General features: G+C 50.7%; 20 protein-coding genes. 9 read left to right on the plus strand and 11 right to left on the minus strand.

All coding sequences use genetic code 11. From position 1 onward, the window contains the following. Positions 1–37: 37 nt before the first annotated feature. Positions 38–202: a hypothetical protein gene (locus NYE29_RS11280; RefSeq protein ID WP_179091845.1), complete on the minus strand. Its 165-nt coding sequence runs from the start codon at positions 200–202 to the stop codon at positions 38–40. 254 nt (positions 203–456) lie between these two features. On the opposite strand from NYE29_RS11280, the gene NYE29_RS11285 reads away from it, so the two are divergent. Next, positions 457–1,275, plus strand: a complete 819-nt coding sequence (locus tag NYE29_RS11285; RefSeq protein WP_340896011.1) for a methyl-accepting chemotaxis protein — start codon at positions 457–459, stop codon at positions 1,273–1,275. Between the two features lie 19 nt (positions 1,276–1,294). Here the strand turns inward: NYE29_RS11285 and nudK are convergent, their stop codons facing one another. From nudK to NYE29_RS11305, 4 genes are all read right to left on the minus strand, one after another. Further along, positions 1,295–2,257 (minus strand): GDP-mannose pyrophosphatase NudK, encoded by a 963-nt coding sequence (gene nudK, locus NYE29_RS11290; protein ID WP_340896012.1) that lies wholly within the window; start codon positions 2,255–2,257, stop codon positions 1,295–1,297. Between the two features lie 39 nt (positions 2,258–2,296). After that, the gene (locus NYE29_RS11295) at positions 2,297–3,505 is read right to left on the minus strand and encodes a MerR family transcriptional regulator (RefSeq protein ID WP_340896013.1); all 1,209 of its coding nucleotides are present in this window, start codon (positions 3,503–3,505) and stop codon (positions 2,297–2,299) included. 596 nt (positions 3,506–4,101) lie between these two features. Continuing rightward, positions 4,102–5,148 carry a stalk domain-containing protein gene (locus NYE29_RS11300; RefSeq protein WP_340896015.1) on the minus strand — a complete coding sequence of 349 codons (1,047 nt, stop codon included), beginning with the start codon at positions 5,146–5,148 and terminating at the stop codon, positions 4,102–4,104. Between the two features lie 95 nt (positions 5,149–5,243). After that, the gene (locus NYE29_RS11305) at positions 5,244–5,672 is read right to left on the minus strand and encodes a MarR family winged helix-turn-helix transcriptional regulator (RefSeq protein WP_076113526.1); all 429 of its coding nucleotides are present in this window, start codon (positions 5,670–5,672) and stop codon (positions 5,244–5,246) included. A 120-nt stretch (positions 5,673–5,792) separates the two neighbouring features. Between NYE29_RS11305 and NYE29_RS11310 the strand changes: the two genes are divergently transcribed. Further along, a complete protein-coding gene (locus NYE29_RS11310) occupies positions 5,793–6,380 on the plus strand; it encodes an NAD(P)H-dependent oxidoreductase (protein ID WP_340896016.1) in 588 nt (195 codons plus the stop codon). A gap of 69 nt (positions 6,381–6,449) precedes the next feature. On the opposite strand, the gene NYE29_RS11315 is transcribed toward NYE29_RS11310, so the two are convergent. Then, positions 6,450–6,998 carry a hypothetical protein gene (locus NYE29_RS11315; protein WP_340896017.1) on the minus strand — a complete coding sequence of 183 codons (549 nt, stop codon included), beginning with the start codon at positions 6,996–6,998 and terminating at the stop codon, positions 6,450–6,452. Positions 6,999–7,269: 271 nt separating this feature from the next. Here NYE29_RS11315 and NYE29_RS11320 point away from each other — a divergent pair, with 271 nt between their 5' ends. Further along, the gene (locus NYE29_RS11320; RefSeq protein ID WP_340896018.1) at positions 7,270–8,136 is read left to right on the plus strand and encodes an SDR family oxidoreductase; all 867 of its coding nucleotides are present in this window, start codon (positions 7,270–7,272) and stop codon (positions 8,134–8,136) included. 160 nt (positions 8,137–8,296) lie between these two features. Here the strand turns inward: NYE29_RS11320 and NYE29_RS11325 are convergent, their stop codons facing one another. The 3 genes from NYE29_RS11325 to NYE29_RS11335 all read right to left on the minus strand — a co-directional run bounded on the left by NYE29_RS11325 (position 8,297) and on the right by NYE29_RS11335 (position 10,851). Then, positions 8,297–8,968, minus strand: a complete 672-nt coding sequence (locus NYE29_RS11325; protein ID WP_340896019.1) for a hypothetical protein — start codon at positions 8,966–8,968, stop codon at positions 8,297–8,299. Between the two features lie 91 nt (positions 8,969–9,059). Then, entirely contained in the window at positions 9,060–9,650 is a 591-nt protein-coding gene (locus NYE29_RS11330) for a hypothetical protein (RefSeq protein ID WP_340896020.1), read from the minus strand. Between the two features lie 112 nt (positions 9,651–9,762). Then, positions 9,763–10,851 (minus strand): UvrB/UvrC motif-containing protein, encoded by a 1,089-nt coding sequence (locus NYE29_RS11335; protein WP_340896021.1) that lies wholly within the window; start codon positions 10,849–10,851, stop codon positions 9,763–9,765. A 204-nt stretch (positions 10,852–11,055) separates the two neighbouring features. Between NYE29_RS11335 and NYE29_RS11340 the strand changes: the two genes are divergently transcribed. The 6 genes from NYE29_RS11340 to NYE29_RS11365 all read left to right on the plus strand — a co-directional run bounded on the left by NYE29_RS11340 (position 11,056) and on the right by NYE29_RS11365 (position 18,004). Then, a complete protein-coding gene (locus NYE29_RS11340) occupies positions 11,056–11,862 on the plus strand; it encodes a MerR family transcriptional regulator (protein ID WP_340896022.1) in 807 nt (268 codons plus the stop codon). Positions 11,863–12,064: 202 nt separating this feature from the next. Beyond that, the gene (locus NYE29_RS11345) at positions 12,065–14,053 is read left to right on the plus strand and encodes an FAD-binding protein (RefSeq protein WP_340896023.1); all 1,989 of its coding nucleotides are present in this window, start codon (positions 12,065–12,067) and stop codon (positions 14,051–14,053) included. Positions 14,054–14,252: 199 nt separating this feature from the next. Then, positions 14,253–14,945: a DUF6033 family protein gene (locus NYE29_RS11350; RefSeq protein ID WP_340896025.1), complete on the plus strand. Its 693-nt coding sequence runs from the start codon at positions 14,253–14,255 to the stop codon at positions 14,943–14,945. Positions 14,946–15,019: 74 nt separating this feature from the next. After that, a complete protein-coding gene (locus tag NYE29_RS11355; RefSeq protein ID WP_340899687.1) occupies positions 15,020–16,432 on the plus strand; it encodes a hypothetical protein in 1,413 nt (470 codons plus the stop codon). 79 nt (positions 16,433–16,511) lie between these two features. Next, the gene (locus NYE29_RS11360; RefSeq protein WP_340896026.1) at positions 16,512–16,793 is read left to right on the plus strand and encodes a hypothetical protein; all 282 of its coding nucleotides are present in this window, start codon (positions 16,512–16,514) and stop codon (positions 16,791–16,793) included. 374 nt (positions 16,794–17,167) lie between these two features. Continuing rightward, a complete protein-coding gene (locus NYE29_RS11365) occupies positions 17,168–18,004 on the plus strand; it encodes an EcsC family protein (RefSeq protein ID WP_340896027.1) in 837 nt (278 codons plus the stop codon). A gap of 122 nt (positions 18,005–18,126) precedes the next feature. On the opposite strand, the gene NYE29_RS11370 is transcribed toward NYE29_RS11365, so the two are convergent. Next, on the minus strand, positions 18,127–18,438 hold the full coding sequence (locus NYE29_RS11370; RefSeq protein WP_340896028.1) for a putative quinol monooxygenase: 312 nt from the start codon (positions 18,436–18,438) through the stop codon (positions 18,127–18,129). A gap of 30 nt (positions 18,439–18,468) precedes the next feature. After that, on the minus strand, positions 18,469–18,738 hold the full coding sequence (locus NYE29_RS11375; RefSeq protein ID WP_340896030.1) for a SunI/YnzG family protein: 270 nt from the start codon (positions 18,736–18,738) through the stop codon (positions 18,469–18,471). Positions 18,739–18,845 lie beyond the last annotated feature (107 nt).

Consider the following 18,845-nt stretch of genomic DNA (forward strand, 5'->3'; position numbering starts at 1 on the left):
TGACGCTTCTTTGTGCTTTGTTGTAGAGGGCACAGATTTATAATTCCCTGCTGCGTCTCTGAAGGGAATCAGCATAGGCGGTGCGGCGGTAACCGGGATGGACGCCGGACAGATCCTCGATGGCATTTACCGCTTGCGCAGCAAGGCCGGACGGGTGTAACTCATTATCAGGAAGAGCACCTGATGAATTCGTCTCTTTCATGTTCGTAGTCCCTCCTCGTATCATTTCACGGTCTAATCAGCCTCTCAATTATTACCACATTATTTTTTTTCTTAAACCCGGAGCAGCTTATCAAGCATGATGTCTTTCATTCTTGTACACATGATTGGGATCGGTAGAGCTTAATAATTAAAAAAAAACTAATGAAAATTCGATATATTAAAAGTAAGGATGAATAAAGCTTGGGAGCAGTATTTGTATTGAGCCCGGGTCTAGCAATTAGGGGGATATAGAAAATGAATAAGGTGGATTCACTTGAGAATATTGTAGCGTTAATTCCGGTGCTCAAAGCGGCCGTTCCGGCGGACCTGTCTATCGCAATATGCGATCTGGAGAAATTCATTGCTTATTGGCCGGGGGAGGATATTAATCTGAATATTAAAGTAGGGCAATCTTTGCATCCGGAAGAGCCGCTGACTGGGGTTATTCAGAGCAATATCCCGCTGAGAGCCGAGGTGCCTGCGGAGTTTTACGGGTTTGAGTTCACGGGGACGGCTACGCCGCTTCATGACCGGGAGGGACAGGTCATCGGGGGGATAGCCGTGCAGCTGAGGCGTCAGAGTGAGCTGAGGAAGATATCGGATCAAATCTCAAGCTCGCTCACCCAGGCCGCCGCAAGGCTTGGTGAGGTAGCGGAAAGTTCCAATGAGCTGGCGGGTTTCACCCAACAGCTGCTGGAGCTTGCACTCCGCACCGGGGAGCAGGTGAACGAGACTGATCAGGTGGTCTCCATTATCAAGAATGTTGCCAGCCAGACGAACCTGCTCGGCATTAATGCGGCTATCGAAGCCGCCCATGCCGGAGATAAAGGCAGAGGATTCGGTGTTGTCGCGGGTGAAATTCGCAAGCTGTCGAATGAAACCGTGAATTCTACCAAACGGATTCAAGGCACATTGCTGTCGTTCAAAGAGGCAACGTCGCAAATGGGAACTTCCATTGAACGAATTGCCTCAATTATTCAGGAGCAGGCGGAGTCCTCCGAGCAGATGTCCGCGTTCATTGATGAGATTCAGGGAATGTCCGAGAAGCTGAATGAGTTCGCCAAGAAACTGTAGGCTTTAGGGGGACAGCATCTTACATATGGCTTAAGGAAGTGATCGCATTCTCTAACCCATACAGGATTCTTTTCCCGCTCTCCTTGGCAATCAGCACCATTTCATCAGCGCCTTGGGAAGGCCCGCCAATCCGCAGGACGGCATCGCAATGGCCGAGCAGCCGCACGGAGGAGGGGTGGAACATCTCATTGAACACCTCGTCGCCGATGGCTGTTGAGCCTGCCGCCTCCATCAGCGGCAATGCATACCACTCGCCCAGCACCGGCAGATGGCCGAGCCTGTACACCAGCAAGGCAGCTTCATTCATGGCTTGCAGATTAGCTGCAATTAATGCCGGATCGTCTCCGGTTCCCGAGCGATAGGGACCGGCAATGAGGATGTGCAGTGGTTTCGGCTCCTCCGGTTCGACCAGCCGGTGAAGCTTCGCATGCTGCAGCAAAAGAATGGTCTTGGCATCCCTGATCTCACCGCTCTCCACCAGCTCCATCGCTTTGGCAAACGGAAGCTCCAACACTTCGATGTTCTCCTGTTCCTCATCCAGTCCGCCGCCCCGTCCCGTCTTCATCTCGTCGGAATATTCCGCGACGAATAAATGCAGCATTTCCGTTACCGAGCCCGGCGACATATACACTCCGCCGATGCCGTGCACCTCCGACAGGCGGTATCCGGTTTCCTCCTCGGCTTCGCGCTGGATGCATTCTTCCGGGCTGTCCTGATCCAGCAGTCCGGCGCAGGCTTCGATCAGCATGCCGGATGCATTGCCGTTAATATAGGTAGGAAGACGGAATTGCCGGGTCAGGACAACCGTCTGCTTCTTGCGGTTGTAGAGCAGAATGGCCGCGCCGTTGCCGCGGTCATAAGCCTCGCGCTGCTGCTCTTCCCAGGTCCCGTCGCCGCTCCGGTAATCCAGGGTGTATTTCTTCAATGTATACCAGTTGTCTGATAGCAGGTCAATTTGCTTGATCCGCACGTTAGGGTTCATAGATGAAGCCTCCTTTTTTTGTTGGATCCAGCCGCTCCGTCATAGTTTGCGGCATGTAAACACGCCCATATCCTTGGCAATGACCAGGCTTCCCTGGTCCGCCATCTTACGCTCTACAAAAGCCATAAATTGTTCCAGCGTCTCACCCTTCAGCACCTTGCCCGCATTCATGGGTGTAGAGGTCATATAGCTAATCAGCGGACCGGTTTCCGTCACAACAAGAGAATCAGGATAACGTTCAACCCGTGCAGCCGGGAACCAGGGCTGAAGCAGCTCTGCGCCATTATCCAGGTTGAATTGTTCCAGTGTGTCATCCAGTACCCGGAGGGCTGGATCGAATTCGCGGGCGAGTTCTTCCATCTCCCGTAAGTGCCGGCTGCTCATCGTGGAGGCGAAGAAGCTTCCCCGGGGGCTAAGCACTCTGGAGATTTCCGCGAATGCCGGCGTCAATTGCTCCACATGGTACAGCATGTGATTGGCAATCACGATCTGAAATTCGTTATCCGCAAAAGGCATGGCCATAACATCGGCTTGGCGGAACTGAAATCTTCCGGTCCCTGCCCCAAGTGCGCTGCGCGCAGCTTCCAGCATCCCCGGGGAGGCATCAGCAAGCGTGATCTCCATGCGGGGCGGAATCCGCTCCCGGTTTCGAACCCAAAGAGCCGCATCGCCGCAGCCGATATCCAGCACCCGCAAAGGAAGGGTAGAGGATGAACGCAGTTCCTGTGTTGCCTCCAGCATGTATTCAAAGAACCAGCTGTGCCACCCTTGCGGATTCGTACTGAACTGATCATACAGCCGGGTTCGCGCCTGCAGCCGGGCGGCATTCTGATACTGCCTGCCCCAATCCCTTTCCGTGCGGATCATGTGGATGATCCGGGCCAGCTCTTCCCAGTCCGCTGCCTGCTCCTGTTGCTCCATATAGTCCATGGAGGCGTCGATGGCCTGGACCACGCTCTCCATATGATCTATTTTCTGGCGGATAAGCTGCTTCTGAAGCTGTAGAGCGCTGCGCAGATCACTCCCGCTGCCGATCTCCATCACGATGCTCATTTCTTCCAGGGAAAGCCCAATGAATTTAAGCACCGAGAGCTTCTGGAGCCTGGCGATATCCTCCTCGTTATACAGGCGGGTATCTCCTTCGAAATGGGAGGGCTTCAGCAGTCCGATCCGGTCATAATACCGCAGCGCCCTGACGGTCACCCCGGTTATCCGCGAGATTTGTCCGGTGGTTAAGCCTTTGTGCATCCTGTCCATCACCTCAACTTTGCGGCAGAATAACAATCATTACTTCAAGTATAACGGGTGACGCAACGTCACCTGCAAGAGATAAATTCATTTGGAATGAAGAAAATGGCTGGAATGGTGCCACCCACAGTCTTGATTTAGCAGCTGTAAAGCTTCTGTAAAGGCGCTTTTTGTTGTATAAATTGTGCACGCTGAAAGGTTGTAGATAAACTTGGTGATACGTAGGCGCGTTGTCTTTCTGCTCGCGTTATGGTGAACACTGTGAGGAATATTGCACGAAAAGCAACCTTACATCCGCTGCAAGTTGCTAAAGCGGAATGAAGGGTAAAGATGCGTTTGAATTGGCCTTATGCGGGCCAGATGGCGGAATGAGAGGTAAAGATGCACTTGAGTTCACCATATGCGGGCTAGAGGATAATAAGTGGTTGAATGATAATAGAGGTCCCGTTGGCGTGATCTCAAGTGAACGTGAACCAGCTTATTCGCCACTTAGGGGGCTTTGTTCGCTTAGTGCTGCCAACGGCGAAAAGACAACACCCCCTCAAAGGGCGCAGTAAGGATCTAATTCATGCGCCTTGGAGGGGTTGTTAATTGTTCTATAGAATTCTGCGGGCAGTCACAAACCGTTTTCTCCACTGGCCGTCAAAGGCTTCAACGTGAACATTCAGGTCTTTGGAATAGGTATGCAAAATCTGATTGTTTCCGGCATAGATGGCCACATGGCCGATATCGAGACCGCGTGCGCTGAAGAACAGCAAATCACCTTTACGCAAGGAGTCGATGCCGACTTTCTTGCCCTCTTTGGCCTGGTCGTAGGATACGCGCGGAAGCTCAATGGACAGGGTGTCCCGGAATAATCGCTTCACAAACGAAGAGCAGTCAAAGGTTTTCGTCTGATCCGGAGAAGCCCCGAATTCATACGGGGTGCCTAGATAGGTCTTTCCGTAAGATATCAGCGCATCGGCCTGCTTATCCAGCAGAGAAGCACTGGTATAATCGCTGTATTTCGGTTTCGCCGATATGTACCCTCTTTGGTTGTCTCCGGTCCGCACTTCCAGCCATAAAGCGTTAACCTCACGGATCACATGAACCTTCGCACCGCTGGGCAGCATTTCTGACTGGACGGAGCCGCTTTGGGCGTCCGGGGCACTCCGCAAGTTGACACCCCAGAGGATGGAGGTCTCATAGGTTATTGGAGAAAAGATCCGCACTGACTGGGTAACCGGCTCCCATGTTACGCTGCTTCCGAGGGCTTCGCTGACGAAGCGCAGTGGAATCAAAGTGTAGCCATCTGTAATTTGACCGGGAACATCCAGCTGGAGCGATTGCCCGTTCAACTGGGCGGTGGTATCCCCGATGCGGTAGGTTAGCTTCTTGTCACCCTTGGTGGCAGTAACGATCTTTGCCGTGTTATTCCAATTGAGCTTGGCCCCTTGTTCTTCGAACAGTCCGCGCATTGGAACCAGCACAGCGCCACGTAGGCTTACCGGCGGAACCTCGGCTTGGAGCTGCCTGTCATCCAAATAGATGGAGATCTTCTTCGGCGTGATTTGCGTCTGGGTCACCGTGTCTGCATGAGCAGAAGCCGAGTAGAAGAGAGACAGGCCCAATAAAGAGAATAGTACAGTTTTGCTTTTTGTCATGTATTCATCACCTTACTGATAGATTTGATTCTATACAGTTGGACGATGACAAGCCGAAATGGTTTTGTGTTAAATGTTGGTAACGAAACTTCCGCTCAATAAAATACTTTCTCCTGCAGCAGATCGAGCGCGTGCTCGATCTCTTTGCGTTCCTCTGCTGTAACATGTGCGAGGCGGTCAGCAAACCGGACGGCGATGTGCAGGAAGGCCTCGTTCATCATGGTTTCGCCTTCAGGAGAGAGGGTGATGCCCTGCTTGCGCCGGTCGGCGGGATCGGTGATTTTGTGACATAGATGTTTTTCGCTTAATTTCTTCAGCTCACGGCTCGTGTTGGGCATGGACATATGCATGCATTCGCTGATTTCGCTGAGCGTGACGGGCTGGCTGACGGCAATGTATTCAAGAATTTTATACTGAACAGGCGTTAGCGCCTCGGATTTCACGTCTTTGGAAATATCGCTTGTTATTTGATGGACAGCGGTGGTGAAAGTCACAAATTTCTGGAATAAATTATTCTGGTCCATAGGATCACCTCTACATGACACCATAGCAAAATAATTATCAAAATACAATTATCATTTGACAACTAAAATTGGGATGTGTTACTCTTTTGTTATCAAATGATAAGTAAAGGGGCAACGTATATGAACACACTGGTTATCTATACACATCCGAATCACAAGAGTCTCAGCTATGCTTTTTTGCAGGAAGTGATCCAGGGGAGCAAGGAGAATGGCAAGATCAAGGAAATTAAGGTGCTGGATTTATATGAGGAGGGTTTTGACCCGGTGCTGGTCTTTAATGAGCACAAACGCAGGAGGGATATGCACAGTGATCCGGCATTGGCAAAGTATAGGGAACAGCTGATCTGGGCGGACCAAATCGTGCTGGTCTACCCGATCTGGTGGGGACGGCCTCCCGCAATGCTCATGGGCTATATTGATCAGATGTTTGCTTCGGGATTTGCGTACAAGGATAAGGGCGGGCTTCTGCCGGAAGGGCTGCTGAAGGGGAAATCGGTGGTATGTGTATCCAGCATGAAAGGTCCGGCGCATTATCCGCTGCTGTGGCTGAATAATTCGCACAAAGCCCTGATGCGTAAAGCGCTGTTTAACTACGTGGGTATCCGCAAGGTGAAATTCTTCGAGTTCGGCAGCATGGAGAGCCCGCGGGGCAAGCACGCGAAGAAGCTTCAGCAGGTGTACCGCTATTTCAAAACGGTCAGTGCATAATCCGCTCTCCGTTCTAAAAGATCACTCCCCGTGCCCGCCGGTCATTTGGCGGGCACGGGAGCCGGGCGATTAATCAATCGCCCGCAAACTCCAGTGATTGTCCGCGTCCTTCATGAAATAGTAGAACGAATTAGGCTCTTTTATTTCACCGCTGTCTTTAACTTTCCCTCTAATTTCTACGATTACTCTTCCTTCTTTATCTTGCTCAACGGTACCTATGGTATCAAAGTAATAATCTCTCCCGAACAAATACATAAATGCATCCGCGGACTGACTGTCTTTGAACACGCTGCGGAAGGCCTCCTCCTTTTTATTAGCCAAGGCTTCCAATGTTGTATTCAATAGATTCTTAATCTCCTTGTTAAATAAGGGATCTTCGATCGTATCTAAATCTACAAACACACCTGTAGTAAAAGTCCCCTGACTGGGCTGAGGGGTAGTTGCGGGCTGATCAGTCGCTTGTGCGGTTGGTTGAGCCGTTGCCTGAGGGGATGCCGAAATCTCAGTTTCAGCATTCACCGCTGGCGATGCAGCATTTGTGCCGGATTTATCTCCACAAGATGCCATAATTCCAATTGTTAAGATTCCAGCCAACGAATAAACAATCAGCTTGTTCATGAATAACCTCCTATAAGTTTTGTGAGCATAACATCCTTGAATCGGCTTTGTACAAAACTCACTTCGAAAGCATTAGTCTTCGGTATTTATTTATACAGACGCTATAAAAGCGGAGTAGTTCCCTTTTTTTTGCAAATAATAAAGGCTGGAAACAATATATTTGACATTTTGTCTACATGTAACTACAATAGTTACAGGATCAATAAAACTTCAACACAGCATGAAATACAGTATGGCATTCAAATAAATATATCCAAATGGAGGAATTGACATGACAATCGCATTAACAGGAGCAACAGGACAATTTGGTTCGATCGTGGCAGAAACCTTGCTGAAATCCGTACCGGCTGAGAAGATTGTAGCCAGTGTAAGAAACCCGGAGAAGGCTGAGAGCCTGCGCGCTCATGGAGTCGACGTCCGTCATGGTGATTTCGACCAGCCCGAGACGCTGGATGCGGCGTTTGCCGGTGTGGACCGTCTGCTGATCGTATCAGCAGACGGCGACAATGATACCCGGATCCGCCAGCACAAGGCAGCAGTTGATGCCGCTGTGCGGGCAGGTGTAGGTTACATCGTGTACACCAGCGTTGGCCATGCCGACAATAGTACCCTGTTCCTCGCTCCGGTGCACCGTGCAACGGAACAATTCATTATTGAGTCAGGCATTCCTTATGCCTTCCTGCGCAACAACTGGTATCTGGAGAATGAGATCGGCTCCATTCAAGCCGTTCAAGCCGGAGCCCCTTGGCTGACCTCGGCCGGCGAAGGCAAGGTTGGCTGGGCTACCCGCCGCGACTATGCAGAGGCAGCAGCCGTTGTTTTGGCTGGCGAAGGTACAGAGAACGCCGTGTACGAATTGTCCGGCAAGCCGGCAACCCAGGCAGAGCTGGCTGCAACAGTCGGCAGCGTGCTGGGCAAGGACGTTGCTGTGCAGCAGGTGGATGATGCCACCTACTCCAGTGTTATGGCCGGAGCGGGCGTGCCGGAAGCAGCGCTCCCGATTGTGGTCGCGATTCAAGCCGCGATCCGCGAAGGTGCTTTGGACATCGAGAGCGACGATTTCGGGAAGCTGCTGCAGCGTCCGCTCACGACGCTTAGCGAAGGCGTAAGTGAAATGTTGAACGGTGCGAAGGCGTAAACACTGGCCTGAACCGCACAAAGCCAGCCTGTCAATGATCAGGCTGGCTGAATATAAGAAGAGTCTGCCCTCGCCGGTCATAACCGGAGGGCAGACTCTTTTTTGAATACAGGGCTGCAATGCCATGCCGTATACCTGCATAGTTAGTTAACTCAACAGTTCATCGAAATCTGGCCAAATAAGCTACCCTTCTTTTAGCAGGCTTGATTTGGATAATATGTGGCGGATTTGCAATTCTGCGAATGACGATTACAAGTGCAATGAACAAGGCAATCCCGGTAAAAACCATTACCCAGACGGGGTTAATCAGGCCCAGTAAATAATAAAGAACACGAACCCTAGCTTTCAAAATGCGACCTTCCTCAATAGGTTCAGTTTGAGCATTGATTGAAAGTTGAGTCATAACAGCCCCTACCCCCAGAATTATTAGCACATAAAATAAGGGCTTTAAGGAAGCTGTGACGCTTGTTAGCTGCTTTTTGTTAAATTTATATTCACTACCCATATGTATGTGTAATAACCTGATGAAATCTTCGCGAATGTCGGGATCCGTAATTACGATAAAGTCAGTCTCTGTTTTTCCGAAACTAGATCTAGTTACAATATTCGTAAACATTCCCTTTTTGTTCGAGGACACGGATTCAATATCCCCGATTGAAAATATTTTTCCATGACGGACTTCTGCCGGAAAATCCTCTCCTCTCGCAAGTGCTTGGACGACAAGTGCTTCATGCTCTTTCCCAATCTCTGAATAGATGTACTCTGGTGTCAAAATATGAAATTCTTCCGCATTGCTCTCGAACAGCTTAAAATCCTGGAAAAAATCGCTCATACCAACCTCCTAAATAATGTAATACATTATTTAATCGGAAGTTATTATAATAATTGTTAGTTTCTGTATCTGTGTATTCCTTCTCAAGGAACTATTTCATAGTAGTGGCTGCCTGCATATCCATCAGTATGATTATCGTGGCCTTTCCTTCCTCATCATAGACTGTTGAAATCATATGTATGCCTCTGAGCGCTTCCCCCGAGAGCGAATTCAACTCCTGTACAGAACTTTTCACAAGTTGACGTGTTTCTGTATCGTAGTAATAATCCATATAATTCTCAGCATTCTCTATCGCGTATTTCTCTCCATATAACTTTTTAATACCCGCATGGCTCATGCCGGCTTCAGCTCCCCGGGCAGTTCTATATACCCCTTGAGATTCTTTCCGCAGCGCTATGGATACGACCTTATCATCCCTGTAGATCACGCTCACTCCAGGATCATATGTATACGAATTCGGAATCCCTTTATTTCCGGTCCCCAGCACCTTCTCCGCATTCTTGCGGCTCATGCCGTAGCTGACGCGTTCCTTGCTGTTAACCGCCTTGTAGATGGCCATGTCCTGCTTGGAGAAAGTATCCGGCTCCATAGTGACGGGTTCGGCATTGCCGCTGCTGCATCCTGCCAGTAGAAGAAGTAGAAGAGTTGCTGCTAGTAAGGTATAAGTTCTTTTGAGATTCAATTGTTTTCCTCCTATAGATTGAATTTAAGATTTCCCATTTTGGCGAGGACGTAACTGCTGAAATCGTACGAATCTCGATATGCACTCCGACGATTACATTCAGCCGTTTTTGTTACAGCCCGAAATAATTCTCCAGCAGCTCACGCACTGCCCCGCGAAGAGACGATTGATGCTCTGGATGAAGCAACTCCTGGGGAAGAAGGATGTAGCTGCCGGAATTGCTTTTTAAATAGCTGTAGATGATTTGAGCTTCGTCAATTTTATGGCGGTTGACCGCTTCCGGCGGTTCCGGTGTCAACTGGGTGAAGGTCTCGGCAATAGCGGATTGGATGCCGGCCTGCAGCTGCGCCATATCCGGATGTCCGGTTTCCAGCTTGGCCCGGAAGAGAATGCGGCTGCCTTTAATCAGAATAAGCTTTAGAAGTTGTTCGTTTACCGGTTCCAGAACGACGATGTTCTGATTCTCTGACGTGAAGCGGGTAACCTTCTCCTTCTGCAGCAGGGACTGGACAGCTCCGACATAGTCGCGATATTTGGCCGCCGTCTCGAAATCATATCTCTCGGCCGCCTCATCCATTCGCCGCTCCAGATCCTCAAGGATAGCCGTGTCCTCTCCATTCAGCAGGGCGATGATCCGGTCGATAATGCCATTGTATTTCTCCAGCGCTTCTCCGCCTCCACACATCCCGATACATAGGCCCAGAGAATGGTTGAGACAGAGCGTTCGTTTGGCATGCGGACTGCTGCAGAGGATCTTCTGACATTCCTTAATGCCTTGCACCGCCCGTTCCACCGTGCTTCTGCTGGTAAAGGGACCAAAGGATAGGCTGTTCTCAGCCTCTCCTGGATCATAGCCCACTTCGAGCTGCCGGTAGGCGGTATCATTGCGAATGGTGATATAGGTGTAGGCGAGCGGATTTTTCATTTTTTTATTGTACATCGGCTTAATTTCCTTAATGAGCTGGCACTCCAGCATAAAGGCTTCAAATTCCGTATCGGTCACCCTATATTCAAGATCCCTGATGTTGCTGACCAGCCGGTTTACCTTGGGCGAATGCCCCTTGGAATTGTAGAAGTAGGACTGCACCCTTTTCCTCAACTGCTTGGCTTTGCCGACATAGATGATATGGCCGAGGCTGTCCTTCATCAGATAGACTCCGGGCGATAAAGGGAGGGCTGCCACCTTTTCTGTTAGATTCATAGGCATGAAATCTCCTCCGCTGATTGCGTTCTCTAGTAGATTCTAGTATAAACGATGCTATTGGCGGCGGCGACTGGAAAAGTCCGATGTTCCGCTCTGCGTGTGAGAAATATGGCGATGTGATATAACCCACAAAGGCTCCCGTCAAAACCCCTTATCATTAAGGATATAAAATATAAATTTCGACAAAACTGGGGGGATTTCATGAAATATTCAATCGGGGAGTTCGCATCCATTCTGGGGATAACGGCTGATACGCTGCGGCTGTATGAGAAGCATGATATTGTCAGACCAATGAAGGATCATCATAACAACTACCGTTATTTCGATGATTTGGATGCCCGGAATCTGTTGTCCAGCCGGTGGTACCGCAGTATGCAGATTCCGCTTCAGGATGTCGCCGAGCTGATTAATGATGCGCCTTCGGAGCAGGTAGTGGAGTCGATCGCCGCCGCGCAGCTGCAATTGGAGGCGGAAATCAGGCGCAGCACGATGCTGCTGAACAAGATCAATGAGATCCATAAGGAACTGAAGGTGATCGGCCATTCTTTCTATAAGTGCCGGATCAAGCATCTTCCGGGAATATACAGAATCCAACAGACGAACAAAAATCATTTGCTGCAGAAGGATTGCCTGAAAAGAACGGTCCAAGCCTGGATGGAGCTGCTGCCCTTTACGTTCTATTCCTTCCGGATTGAAAATACGGAGAATATCTACGGGAGCGCGGAGCTGGATTACAGCTGGGGCTTGGCTTTGCTGGAGGACGATCAGGAGAAGCTTGAGGTCGGCCTGAATGAAAGTGTTGAATATCTTCAGCCGGCGACCTGCATATCTTCGGTGATTGCTACCTCTTGTGAAGAGTACATCGAGCGGAGTGCTTTTCAATTCATGCTGGATTATGCCGAAGAGCACCGCTATGCTATCACGGGTGATATTATCGGAAAAATTCTGTTTACGGAACGAAGGAGCGGAACGAACAAAACCTATCTGGAGATTAATATTCCTATCTAAACCTGCCCATTGGATGACAACCTGACTGCTGCGTCAAAAAGCAGAGGGTTGCCCGTTCTATCCCCCCACTTTGAGAAAAGTTTCACATATAATTCATTGACCTTGGTGCTGCACCAAGGTTTACACTCTGGACATACGCATGGGCGGTCCGAGAAGAGAGAAATAAGGACGGCCACTAAACTATACTGGGGGCAAATAAGCAATGCGCAAGTTATCCATCACCAAAATGTTCATGTTATCGCTGTGCCTGGTTATGATCCTGTCGATTATCGGAGGCTGCAGCGGCAATTCGAGTGAGCCGGCCGCTTCGGAGCAGCCGTCTGCATCACCTGAAGCGACGCAGCCAACAGCCGATTCGAATGAAATCCCGGCTTCTTTCAAAGCGGGAACGTACAAGGCGGAAGCTGATGGCAAAGACGGCAAGGTTCAGGTGGAAGTTACACTGGACGCAGCTCAAAAGATTACGGACATTCAGGTCGTAAGCCAGAATGAGACGGCAGGCATCGGCGTTGAAGCTATCAATAAAGTGAAGGAAGAAATCATAGCCGGCCAAACCTTGGCCATTGATGCCGTCAGCGGCGCTTCCGAATCCAGCACAGCGATTCTGACCGCTGTTGAGGATGCGCTGAAGCAGGCAGGCGGAAATGTGGAAGCCTTCAAATCCAGAACTGTGGCCAAAGCCGGCGAAGGCAAAACAGAACAGCTGGCCGCCGATGTTGTCGTTGTGGGCGCGGGAGCCTCTGGCGTGTCTGCGGCGGTATCCGCAGCGGATAAAGGTGCAAAGGTCATTATTATCGAGAAGACGGCAACGATCGGCGGAGCGAGCAATTTATCCTGGGCGGGTAAATTTTACAATTCTTCGGCTGCCGTCAGCAGCGGGCTTAAGATCAGTGTGGAGAAAGAAATTTCCGACTGGATCGTCAATAACCATTGGCGTGTGGACGCGGCGGCCATCCGCCAGTATGTGACGAAGTCCGGGGATACCTATGATTGGCTGAATCAAAAAGGCTACAAAACCACCTTTATCAATTTCGCAGGTGAACAGCTGCATATGCTTCCGGCCTACGAGACCCGCCAGGACCTGCTCCGGGCTATGCTCGCAGAATCGGTGGAGAAAAAAGGCGGACAGGTGATCACAGAAACTACGGCCAAGAAGCTGATTACAGGCAGTAATGGAGAAGTGACCGGTGTAGTAGCCGAGAAGGCAGACGGTACAACGCTGGAGATTACCGGAAAAAGCATTGTGATGGCCACCGGCGGTTATGCCGCCAACAAGGAAATGGTTAAGGAAGCCTTCGGGTTTGAGGGCGTAAACGGCGGACTCGGCCAGAATATCGGCGAAGGCCTGGAAATGTCCTGGGCTGCCGGGGCCAAGGTTCCTGATAACTTCGGCGGACAAATGCTGCACCAGACGCTGGCCAGAGCAACAGAGAAGCTGAAGACACAATATGAGCCGTTTGAGGCCAGCTATCCGCTGATGCTCTCCTACCTGCCGAACTTCATGAATGTAGGCTCGTCCGGGGCGAGATTCAGAGACGAAGCGGCTACGCTTACCGCAGTGGCAGCTGCCAATACGAGTGCATTTAACGGCGCTTATCATTATGTGATTGTCTCCAAGTCACAGATCGACGCTTTGAAGGCTAAAGGGATGAATGGTGTAAAAGCACCTAGTCTGCCGGGAATGCCGCCGGAATTCTACGCAACATTTGCGAAGCAGTTCACGCTGGAGAACCCTTGGAAGGATGCGGACAAAGTCTTTGACTCCATGGTAGAGAATGGAGATGGCTATAAAGGCAGCACTATTGAAGAGTTGGCTAAAAATTCCGGAATGGACGCGGCTGTATTCGCAGATGCCTTCAGCAAATACCAGGAAGCGACCAAGACAGGCGTGGATACTGAATTCGGCAAAGCGAAGGACTATCTGCTTCCTATGGGAGAAAGCGGTCCGTACTATGCCGTTATTGCCGAGATCAACAACTTGGGCTCTGTCGGCGGATTGCTCGTCAATACCCAATTCCAGGTGTTGAACGACAAACGTGTGCCTGTTAAAGGTCTGTACGCTGTCGGACTGGAGTCGGAAGGCGTGTTGTTCAACGATACCTATGTGGGTAACGGTGTCGGCATCGGCTATTCATTCACTTCCGGCCGTCTTGGCGGTGAAGATGCTGCCAGCAGCGCCTTGGGGAAATGAGTTTCCACAATACTTTTCTGAATTAACCATTTCGGCTAACCGCCGGGGTGGTTTTTTTTTGCGGATTCAGCGCAGTTACGACTGGACTGTTGGGGATTCTTTTAGATTTTGCGCGGAGCTTGCACGGTTTAATAACTCTTTCTTATGCGCCGATAAATAGGGTATAGTGCATTGTTTATGCAGGAAGGAGGAATGCTGAATGAACATTTCAATATCCAGAGTTCAGCGAAGCTCAATAAAAAGACCGCCGCAGTCCAAGATCAGGGATACCGCAGCAGCGCCCTCCCTTGGCTTCTCTGAAACCTTGGCTTCAGTTACGGCTATGACTGAGGAACAGGCGCAGAAGATTAGGGATATTTACGACTTTACAGTCAGTATCGAAACCATTCCGGCAGATGATAAGGACATTACCAAGCGAGGTACAAGCGGCAGCCTGCAGGAAGTGGTGGTGGCACCGAACATTCTGCATCTAATGAGCAAGGACCCTTCCATAAAGAAAAGGGTTTACGGTTATATTGATAGCTATATCCATGAAGATTTGAAGAGTCTGGCCCAGATGGAAGAGATGCATGGGGTCACGGTGACAGGGCACAGTCTGATTATACACAAAGATGGTACATATACGGTTTGGTCTGCATCAGTAGCTTCTCCCGGGGAAGTGGAGAAAGGCAGACGAATCGAGGCAGATAAGCTGAAGGAAAAAGCGGAGCAGGCACATATTGCTGCAGTAGCGCGGAATGAAACCGAATTGGTCATGGCGGAGGGTTGCGGGAAGCAGCCTGTTACCCAGCCAGGGGAGCCGGCGCTTCCTGCTGCCATCAGAGCTTTGTCCTCCAGGGATTTGCTAAAGCTAAGATTGCTGATCAGAAACAGCAAGTCAGACAAGGTGTAGTAGAACAATAGCCCAATCCTCCGCATAGCATATAGCACCATCTTGCTTGAGGAGGAAAGGGGGCGCCAAAGATGATGAGCATTCAGTTATCCGCGGTTCACTGGGTGTATCTGGTCTTTATTGTGTTTATTATGACGCTGCTGATCAGGCGGCGCGATACAACGATGATTTGTGTGACCGGAATTTTTGCCCTGGGGCTGCTTGCAACAAGTACGCTCAGCGGTTCGGTGTCAGGAATCTTCAATTCATTTGTCTATGCGACCAAAGAGCTGATGAGCACAATTATGATCATCTCCATTATTGTGGCCATGAGCCGGATTCTGATGGTTACAGGCATTAATGAAACGATGGTGGCTCCGCTTACCCGGTTCCTGCGCACGCCAGCCATGGCCTACTGGGGGATCGGGCTGATTATGATGGTTACCTCGCTTTTCTTCTGGCCTTCACCTGCGGTGGCGCTGGTCGGGGCGGTACTGCTCCCGGTGGCTGTCCGGGTGGGTCTGCCCGCGCTTGGCGCAGCGATGGCGATGAATCTGTTCGGCCACGGGATTGCCTTGTCCGGTGATTATATAATTCAGGGGGCACCGAAGCTGACCGCAGATGCCGCAGGCCTTCCGGTGTCCAGTGTTATGGAGGCGAGCCTGCCGCTTGTTATAGTGATGGGACTGGTCACTACGGTCACGGCGTTCTGGATGATGCGCAGAGATCAGAGAAATGGAACCTGGAGAGACGGGCTGGTGTCGGTCAAAGGTTCTTCAGGTCCGTTGTCAGCAGGAGCGGAGGATACAGCTCCGGTATTGATGAGCCACGGTCTGAAAAAAGGGCTGGCTATCGCCATCCCCCTGCTGTTCCTGCTCGATGTAGTGGCGATGTTTATCCTTGACCTGCAGGGTGGAGATGCTACGGCCCTGGTTGGCGGAACCGCCGTGCTGATCCTGATTACGATCACTTTGCTGGCCCATCATAACCAGGGGCTGGAGAAAATCACCTCTTATCTGATCGAGGGATTTGTCTTTGGTTTTAAAGTATTTGGCCCGGTCATCCCCATCGCGGCCTTCTTTTATCTCGGTGATTCGGCCTTCACCGAGCTGTTTGGGAACACGCTGCCCGGCGGCTCGCACGGCATCGTGAATGATCTTGGCGTCGCCCTTGCAGATCACGTTCCGCTGAATGGCGCGGTAGGAGCCGTAACATTAACGGCGATCGGCGCGATCACCGGCCTTGACGGCTCCGGCTTTTCCGGCATCTCGCTGGTCGGCCCGATTGCCCAGATGTTTGCCGCCGCGATCCATTCCGGCGCGGCGACCTTGACCGCCCTTGGACAGGTGGCCGCCATCTGGGTCGGCGGCGGCACGCTGATTCCGTGGGCGCTCATTCCGGCAGCCGCCATCTGCGGCGTCAGCCCATTCGAGCTGGCCCGGCGGAACCTGAAGCCGGTGCTGCTGGGCCTCTCGGCGACGACGATTGTCGCCATGTTCCTGATGTAGATATTGTGCATAAGAAAACCTCCCCTTATCCATGCTAAAGAGGATCGGAAAGCGTGACAGAAGGGGGAGTATTCAACTTATGAGGCACTATGAATCCAGTTTGCGGACGAACAGCACGGTGGACCAGGCACAAGATTCTGTGACCAAGCTGCATAACTCAGCAACGCAGGCTTTAAGCCATCCGAATGAACAGACTCTTGCCCAGGCCGAGAATAGCCTGGAGCATGCCGAAAATGCAGTCCGGCATGCCCCGGAGGGCTCGGTGGGCGGCCATGGTGTTGATCTAACTGAGGAAAGACTAAAGGATGAGAAGGAAAGGCTAGCCGCTCTGGAAGAGCAGCAGAGCCGGATTAAGGATTAGGAGCCCAGCTCAATGATGGTGTTTCCCAGGCAGTATGTGCAGCCGCAGGCATTTCCGGTGACTCTCCGGAAATGCCTGTTTGGCATGACCCGGGAAACGAATAGTAGGATGAGGGCAATCAATAGCCGTAAATTCGGTTATAAAGTTAAGAGGCGGTCTGTCACACTCAGACTTGCTCGGTCCTATGCGAAACCGACAGCTCTCCTGGGCCGTAGAACTTCCAAAGTGAATAATTTTAAATTAAGGCGTAACTATACCCAATGTATAAACCAGTGAAGAAACGCTCACAAAACTAAGCGTATGCTTTCGAAGCAAGCTTTGTACGAAGTGAACTCAGTGAAGAAACGCTCACAAAACTTTTAGGAGGTTACCCTATGCCGGAAATTGCTGAAGGCTTGCCGCGCTTTGAAACGGCTGCGGAGCTGCAGGCCGCGCTTGCCATAATTGTGAAATGGGAAAAAGAGCAGAACAAGCTGATGATTTGGGACCGGATCACCCGCTTGCCGTTCAAGCTATTGGACAAAATCACACCAAAGGTGATACACGAGAAGCTGGGCAAGCTGCTGGATGAACTGGGCAGTTATATCCAGAACGGGGGCAACTATCTGGTGGCTGGACGTAAGGTGGGCTCGCTCCTGGAGTCGTCCAGCCGGGCTGCCGGGGGAAGCGAGAAGGGACCGTTTCCGCTCGCTGTTATGGATGAAGCCGCACTGAAGCTGAGTCAGAGCAGCCGGAATGTAGCAACGGCACAAGGGGCTACAACCGGGTTCGGGGGTTTCTTCACGCTTGCTGCCGATATTCCCGCTATTTTGGGCCTGTCGCTGAAGGTCATTCAGGAAATCGGTCTATGCTATGGCTATAATCCTACGGACAAGGCAGAACGGATCTTTACGGTGAAGGTGATGCAGTTCGCGTCTTCGGATATTGTGGGGAAACGGACAATTTTGCAGGAGCTGAATCTGCAGGCCGGAGGCAACGGCGATATCACCCCCGGAACGAATGCTGCCGTCTCCAAGATCCAAGGCTGGAAGGAAGTTATTACGGTATACCGCGATAACTGGGGCTGGAAAAAGATGCTGCAGGCCGTTCCCGTCGCCGGGATGTTTTTTGGCGCATATCTTAACCGGAAGGCGCTGGAGGATGTGGCTGAGGCCGCGCGGATGCTGTACCGCAAGCGTAGAATTATCGCCAGGCTGGCTGAAATGGAATAGATCAATGGCTATAGATATTTTTTGAATAGCTGAGTCGGGATAACGCTAAAAAGGCAATGAATGCGGCCGCTGCAGGCTACGCTTATTGCCTTTTATATTCTTCACTAAAGGTTCGTCTGCGTTTAATTAAACGACAGCCCTTTGCCGCCTACAGGCTTGAGCTTTGTGGACTCCACACCGGCAATCAGCGGCATAGCGCGCTGGATAGCCGCTTTGGTAGCTTCCAGGCTGAGCGAGGCTGCATGCGCCTCCGGATTGCTCCATACCTCGGTAACCCAGAGAATATCCGGTTCGGTCTCCGAGAAATTGATGATGTAAAGCTCACACTCCTCGACAGTCTCAGCCGCCGCCGCGCTTTCCAGCAAGATTTCTGCCAAAGCATCGCGTTTGCCGGGTTGTGCAGTGAATTTAGCATACATCCCATATTTGCTCATATGTATCACTCCAGATTCCTTTTTTAACCACTAGTTGTAAAAATTACCTATATCTTCTATCTTTTTTATAATTGCCGCTGCATCCGAGGTGAATAAAATATAAATGTTGGACTGTGTTTTAATGACAACCCTGTCCGTTGTGCCGTAAGGAGTGCCGATTCGAATGGCATTTTTTTCGGAACCGCCATAAGTATCGTCTTGTGTAACCTCCACAATCTCTGAAAGAGGTATTTCAAACTTTGACAGCTGCCACTTGATCACGAGGTTTTCATCCGATTGTGTAACATTAATTCCTAACATATAGCTTGCTCCCCTCTCCTGAAATCTACATAATGCTAACTGAAGGTTCCATACTATAATATACAAAATTAGGTTTTTTTTCAGTTTATATTTTTATGGGCTGACTG

The sequence above is a fragment of the Paenibacillus sp. FSL M7-1046 genome (assembly GCF_038007405.1).
In the GTDB taxonomy this organism is placed as follows: domain Bacteria; phylum Bacillota; class Bacilli; order Paenibacillales; family Paenibacillaceae; genus Paenibacillus_AQ.

Excerpts from the sequence above, each read along its gene's own strand:
- NYE29_RS11295 (WP_340896013.1), bottom strand. The coding sequence starts at position 3,505 with ATGCACAAAGGCTTAACCACCGGACAAATCTCGCGGATAACCGGGGTG.
- NYE29_RS11355 (WP_340899687.1), top strand. The coding sequence starts at position 15,020 with ATGAGCATTCAGTTATCCGCGGTTCACTGGGTGTATCTGGTCTTTATT.
- NYE29_RS11360 (WP_340896026.1), top strand. The coding sequence starts at position 16,512 with ATGAGGCACTATGAATCCAGTTTGCGGACGAACAGCACGGTGGACCAG.
- NYE29_RS11310 (WP_340896016.1), top strand. The coding sequence starts at position 5,793 with ATGAACACACTGGTTATCTATACACATCCGAATCACAAGAGTCTCAGC.
- NYE29_RS11350 (WP_340896025.1), top strand. The coding sequence starts at position 14,253 with ATGAACATTTCAATATCCAGAGTTCAGCGAAGCTCAATAAAAAGACCG.
- NYE29_RS11370 (WP_340896028.1), bottom strand. The coding sequence starts at position 18,438 with ATGAGCAAATATGGGATGTATGCTAAATTCACTGCACAACCCGGCAAA.
- NYE29_RS11375 (WP_340896030.1), bottom strand. The coding sequence starts at position 18,738 with ATGTTAGGAATTAATGTTACACAATCGGATGAAAACCTCGTGATCAAG.
- NYE29_RS11300 (WP_340896015.1), bottom strand. The coding sequence starts at position 5,148 with ATGACAAAAAGCAAAACTGTACTATTCTCTTTATTGGGCCTGTCTCTC.
- NYE29_RS11280 (WP_179091845.1), bottom strand. The coding sequence starts at position 202 with ATGAAAGAGACGAATTCATCAGGTGCTCTTCCTGATAATGAGTTACAC.
- NYE29_RS11320 (WP_340896018.1), top strand. The coding sequence starts at position 7,270 with ATGACAATCGCATTAACAGGAGCAACAGGACAATTTGGTTCGATCGTG.
- NYE29_RS11345 (WP_340896023.1), top strand. The coding sequence starts at position 12,065 with ATGCGCAAGTTATCCATCACCAAAATGTTCATGTTATCGCTGTGCCTG.
- NYE29_RS11325 (WP_340896019.1), bottom strand. The coding sequence starts at position 8,968 with ATGAGCGATTTTTTCCAGGATTTTAAGCTGTTCGAGAGCAATGCGGAA.
- nudK (WP_340896012.1), bottom strand. The coding sequence starts at position 2,257 with ATGAACCCTAACGTGCGGATCAAGCAAATTGACCTGCTATCAGACAAC.
- NYE29_RS11305 (WP_076113526.1), bottom strand. The coding sequence starts at position 5,672 with ATGGACCAGAATAATTTATTCCAGAAATTTGTGACTTTCACCACCGCT.
- NYE29_RS11340 (WP_340896022.1), top strand. The coding sequence starts at position 11,056 with ATGAAATATTCAATCGGGGAGTTCGCATCCATTCTGGGGATAACGGCT.
- NYE29_RS11335 (WP_340896021.1), bottom strand. The coding sequence starts at position 10,851 with ATGAATCTAACAGAAAAGGTGGCAGCCCTCCCTTTATCGCCCGGAGTC.
- NYE29_RS11315 (WP_340896017.1), bottom strand. The coding sequence starts at position 6,998 with ATGAACAAGCTGATTGTTTATTCGTTGGCTGGAATCTTAACAATTGGA.
- NYE29_RS11365 (WP_340896027.1), top strand. The coding sequence starts at position 17,168 with ATGCCGGAAATTGCTGAAGGCTTGCCGCGCTTTGAAACGGCTGCGGAG.
- NYE29_RS11285 (WP_340896011.1), top strand. The coding sequence starts at position 457 with ATGAATAAGGTGGATTCACTTGAGAATATTGTAGCGTTAATTCCGGTG.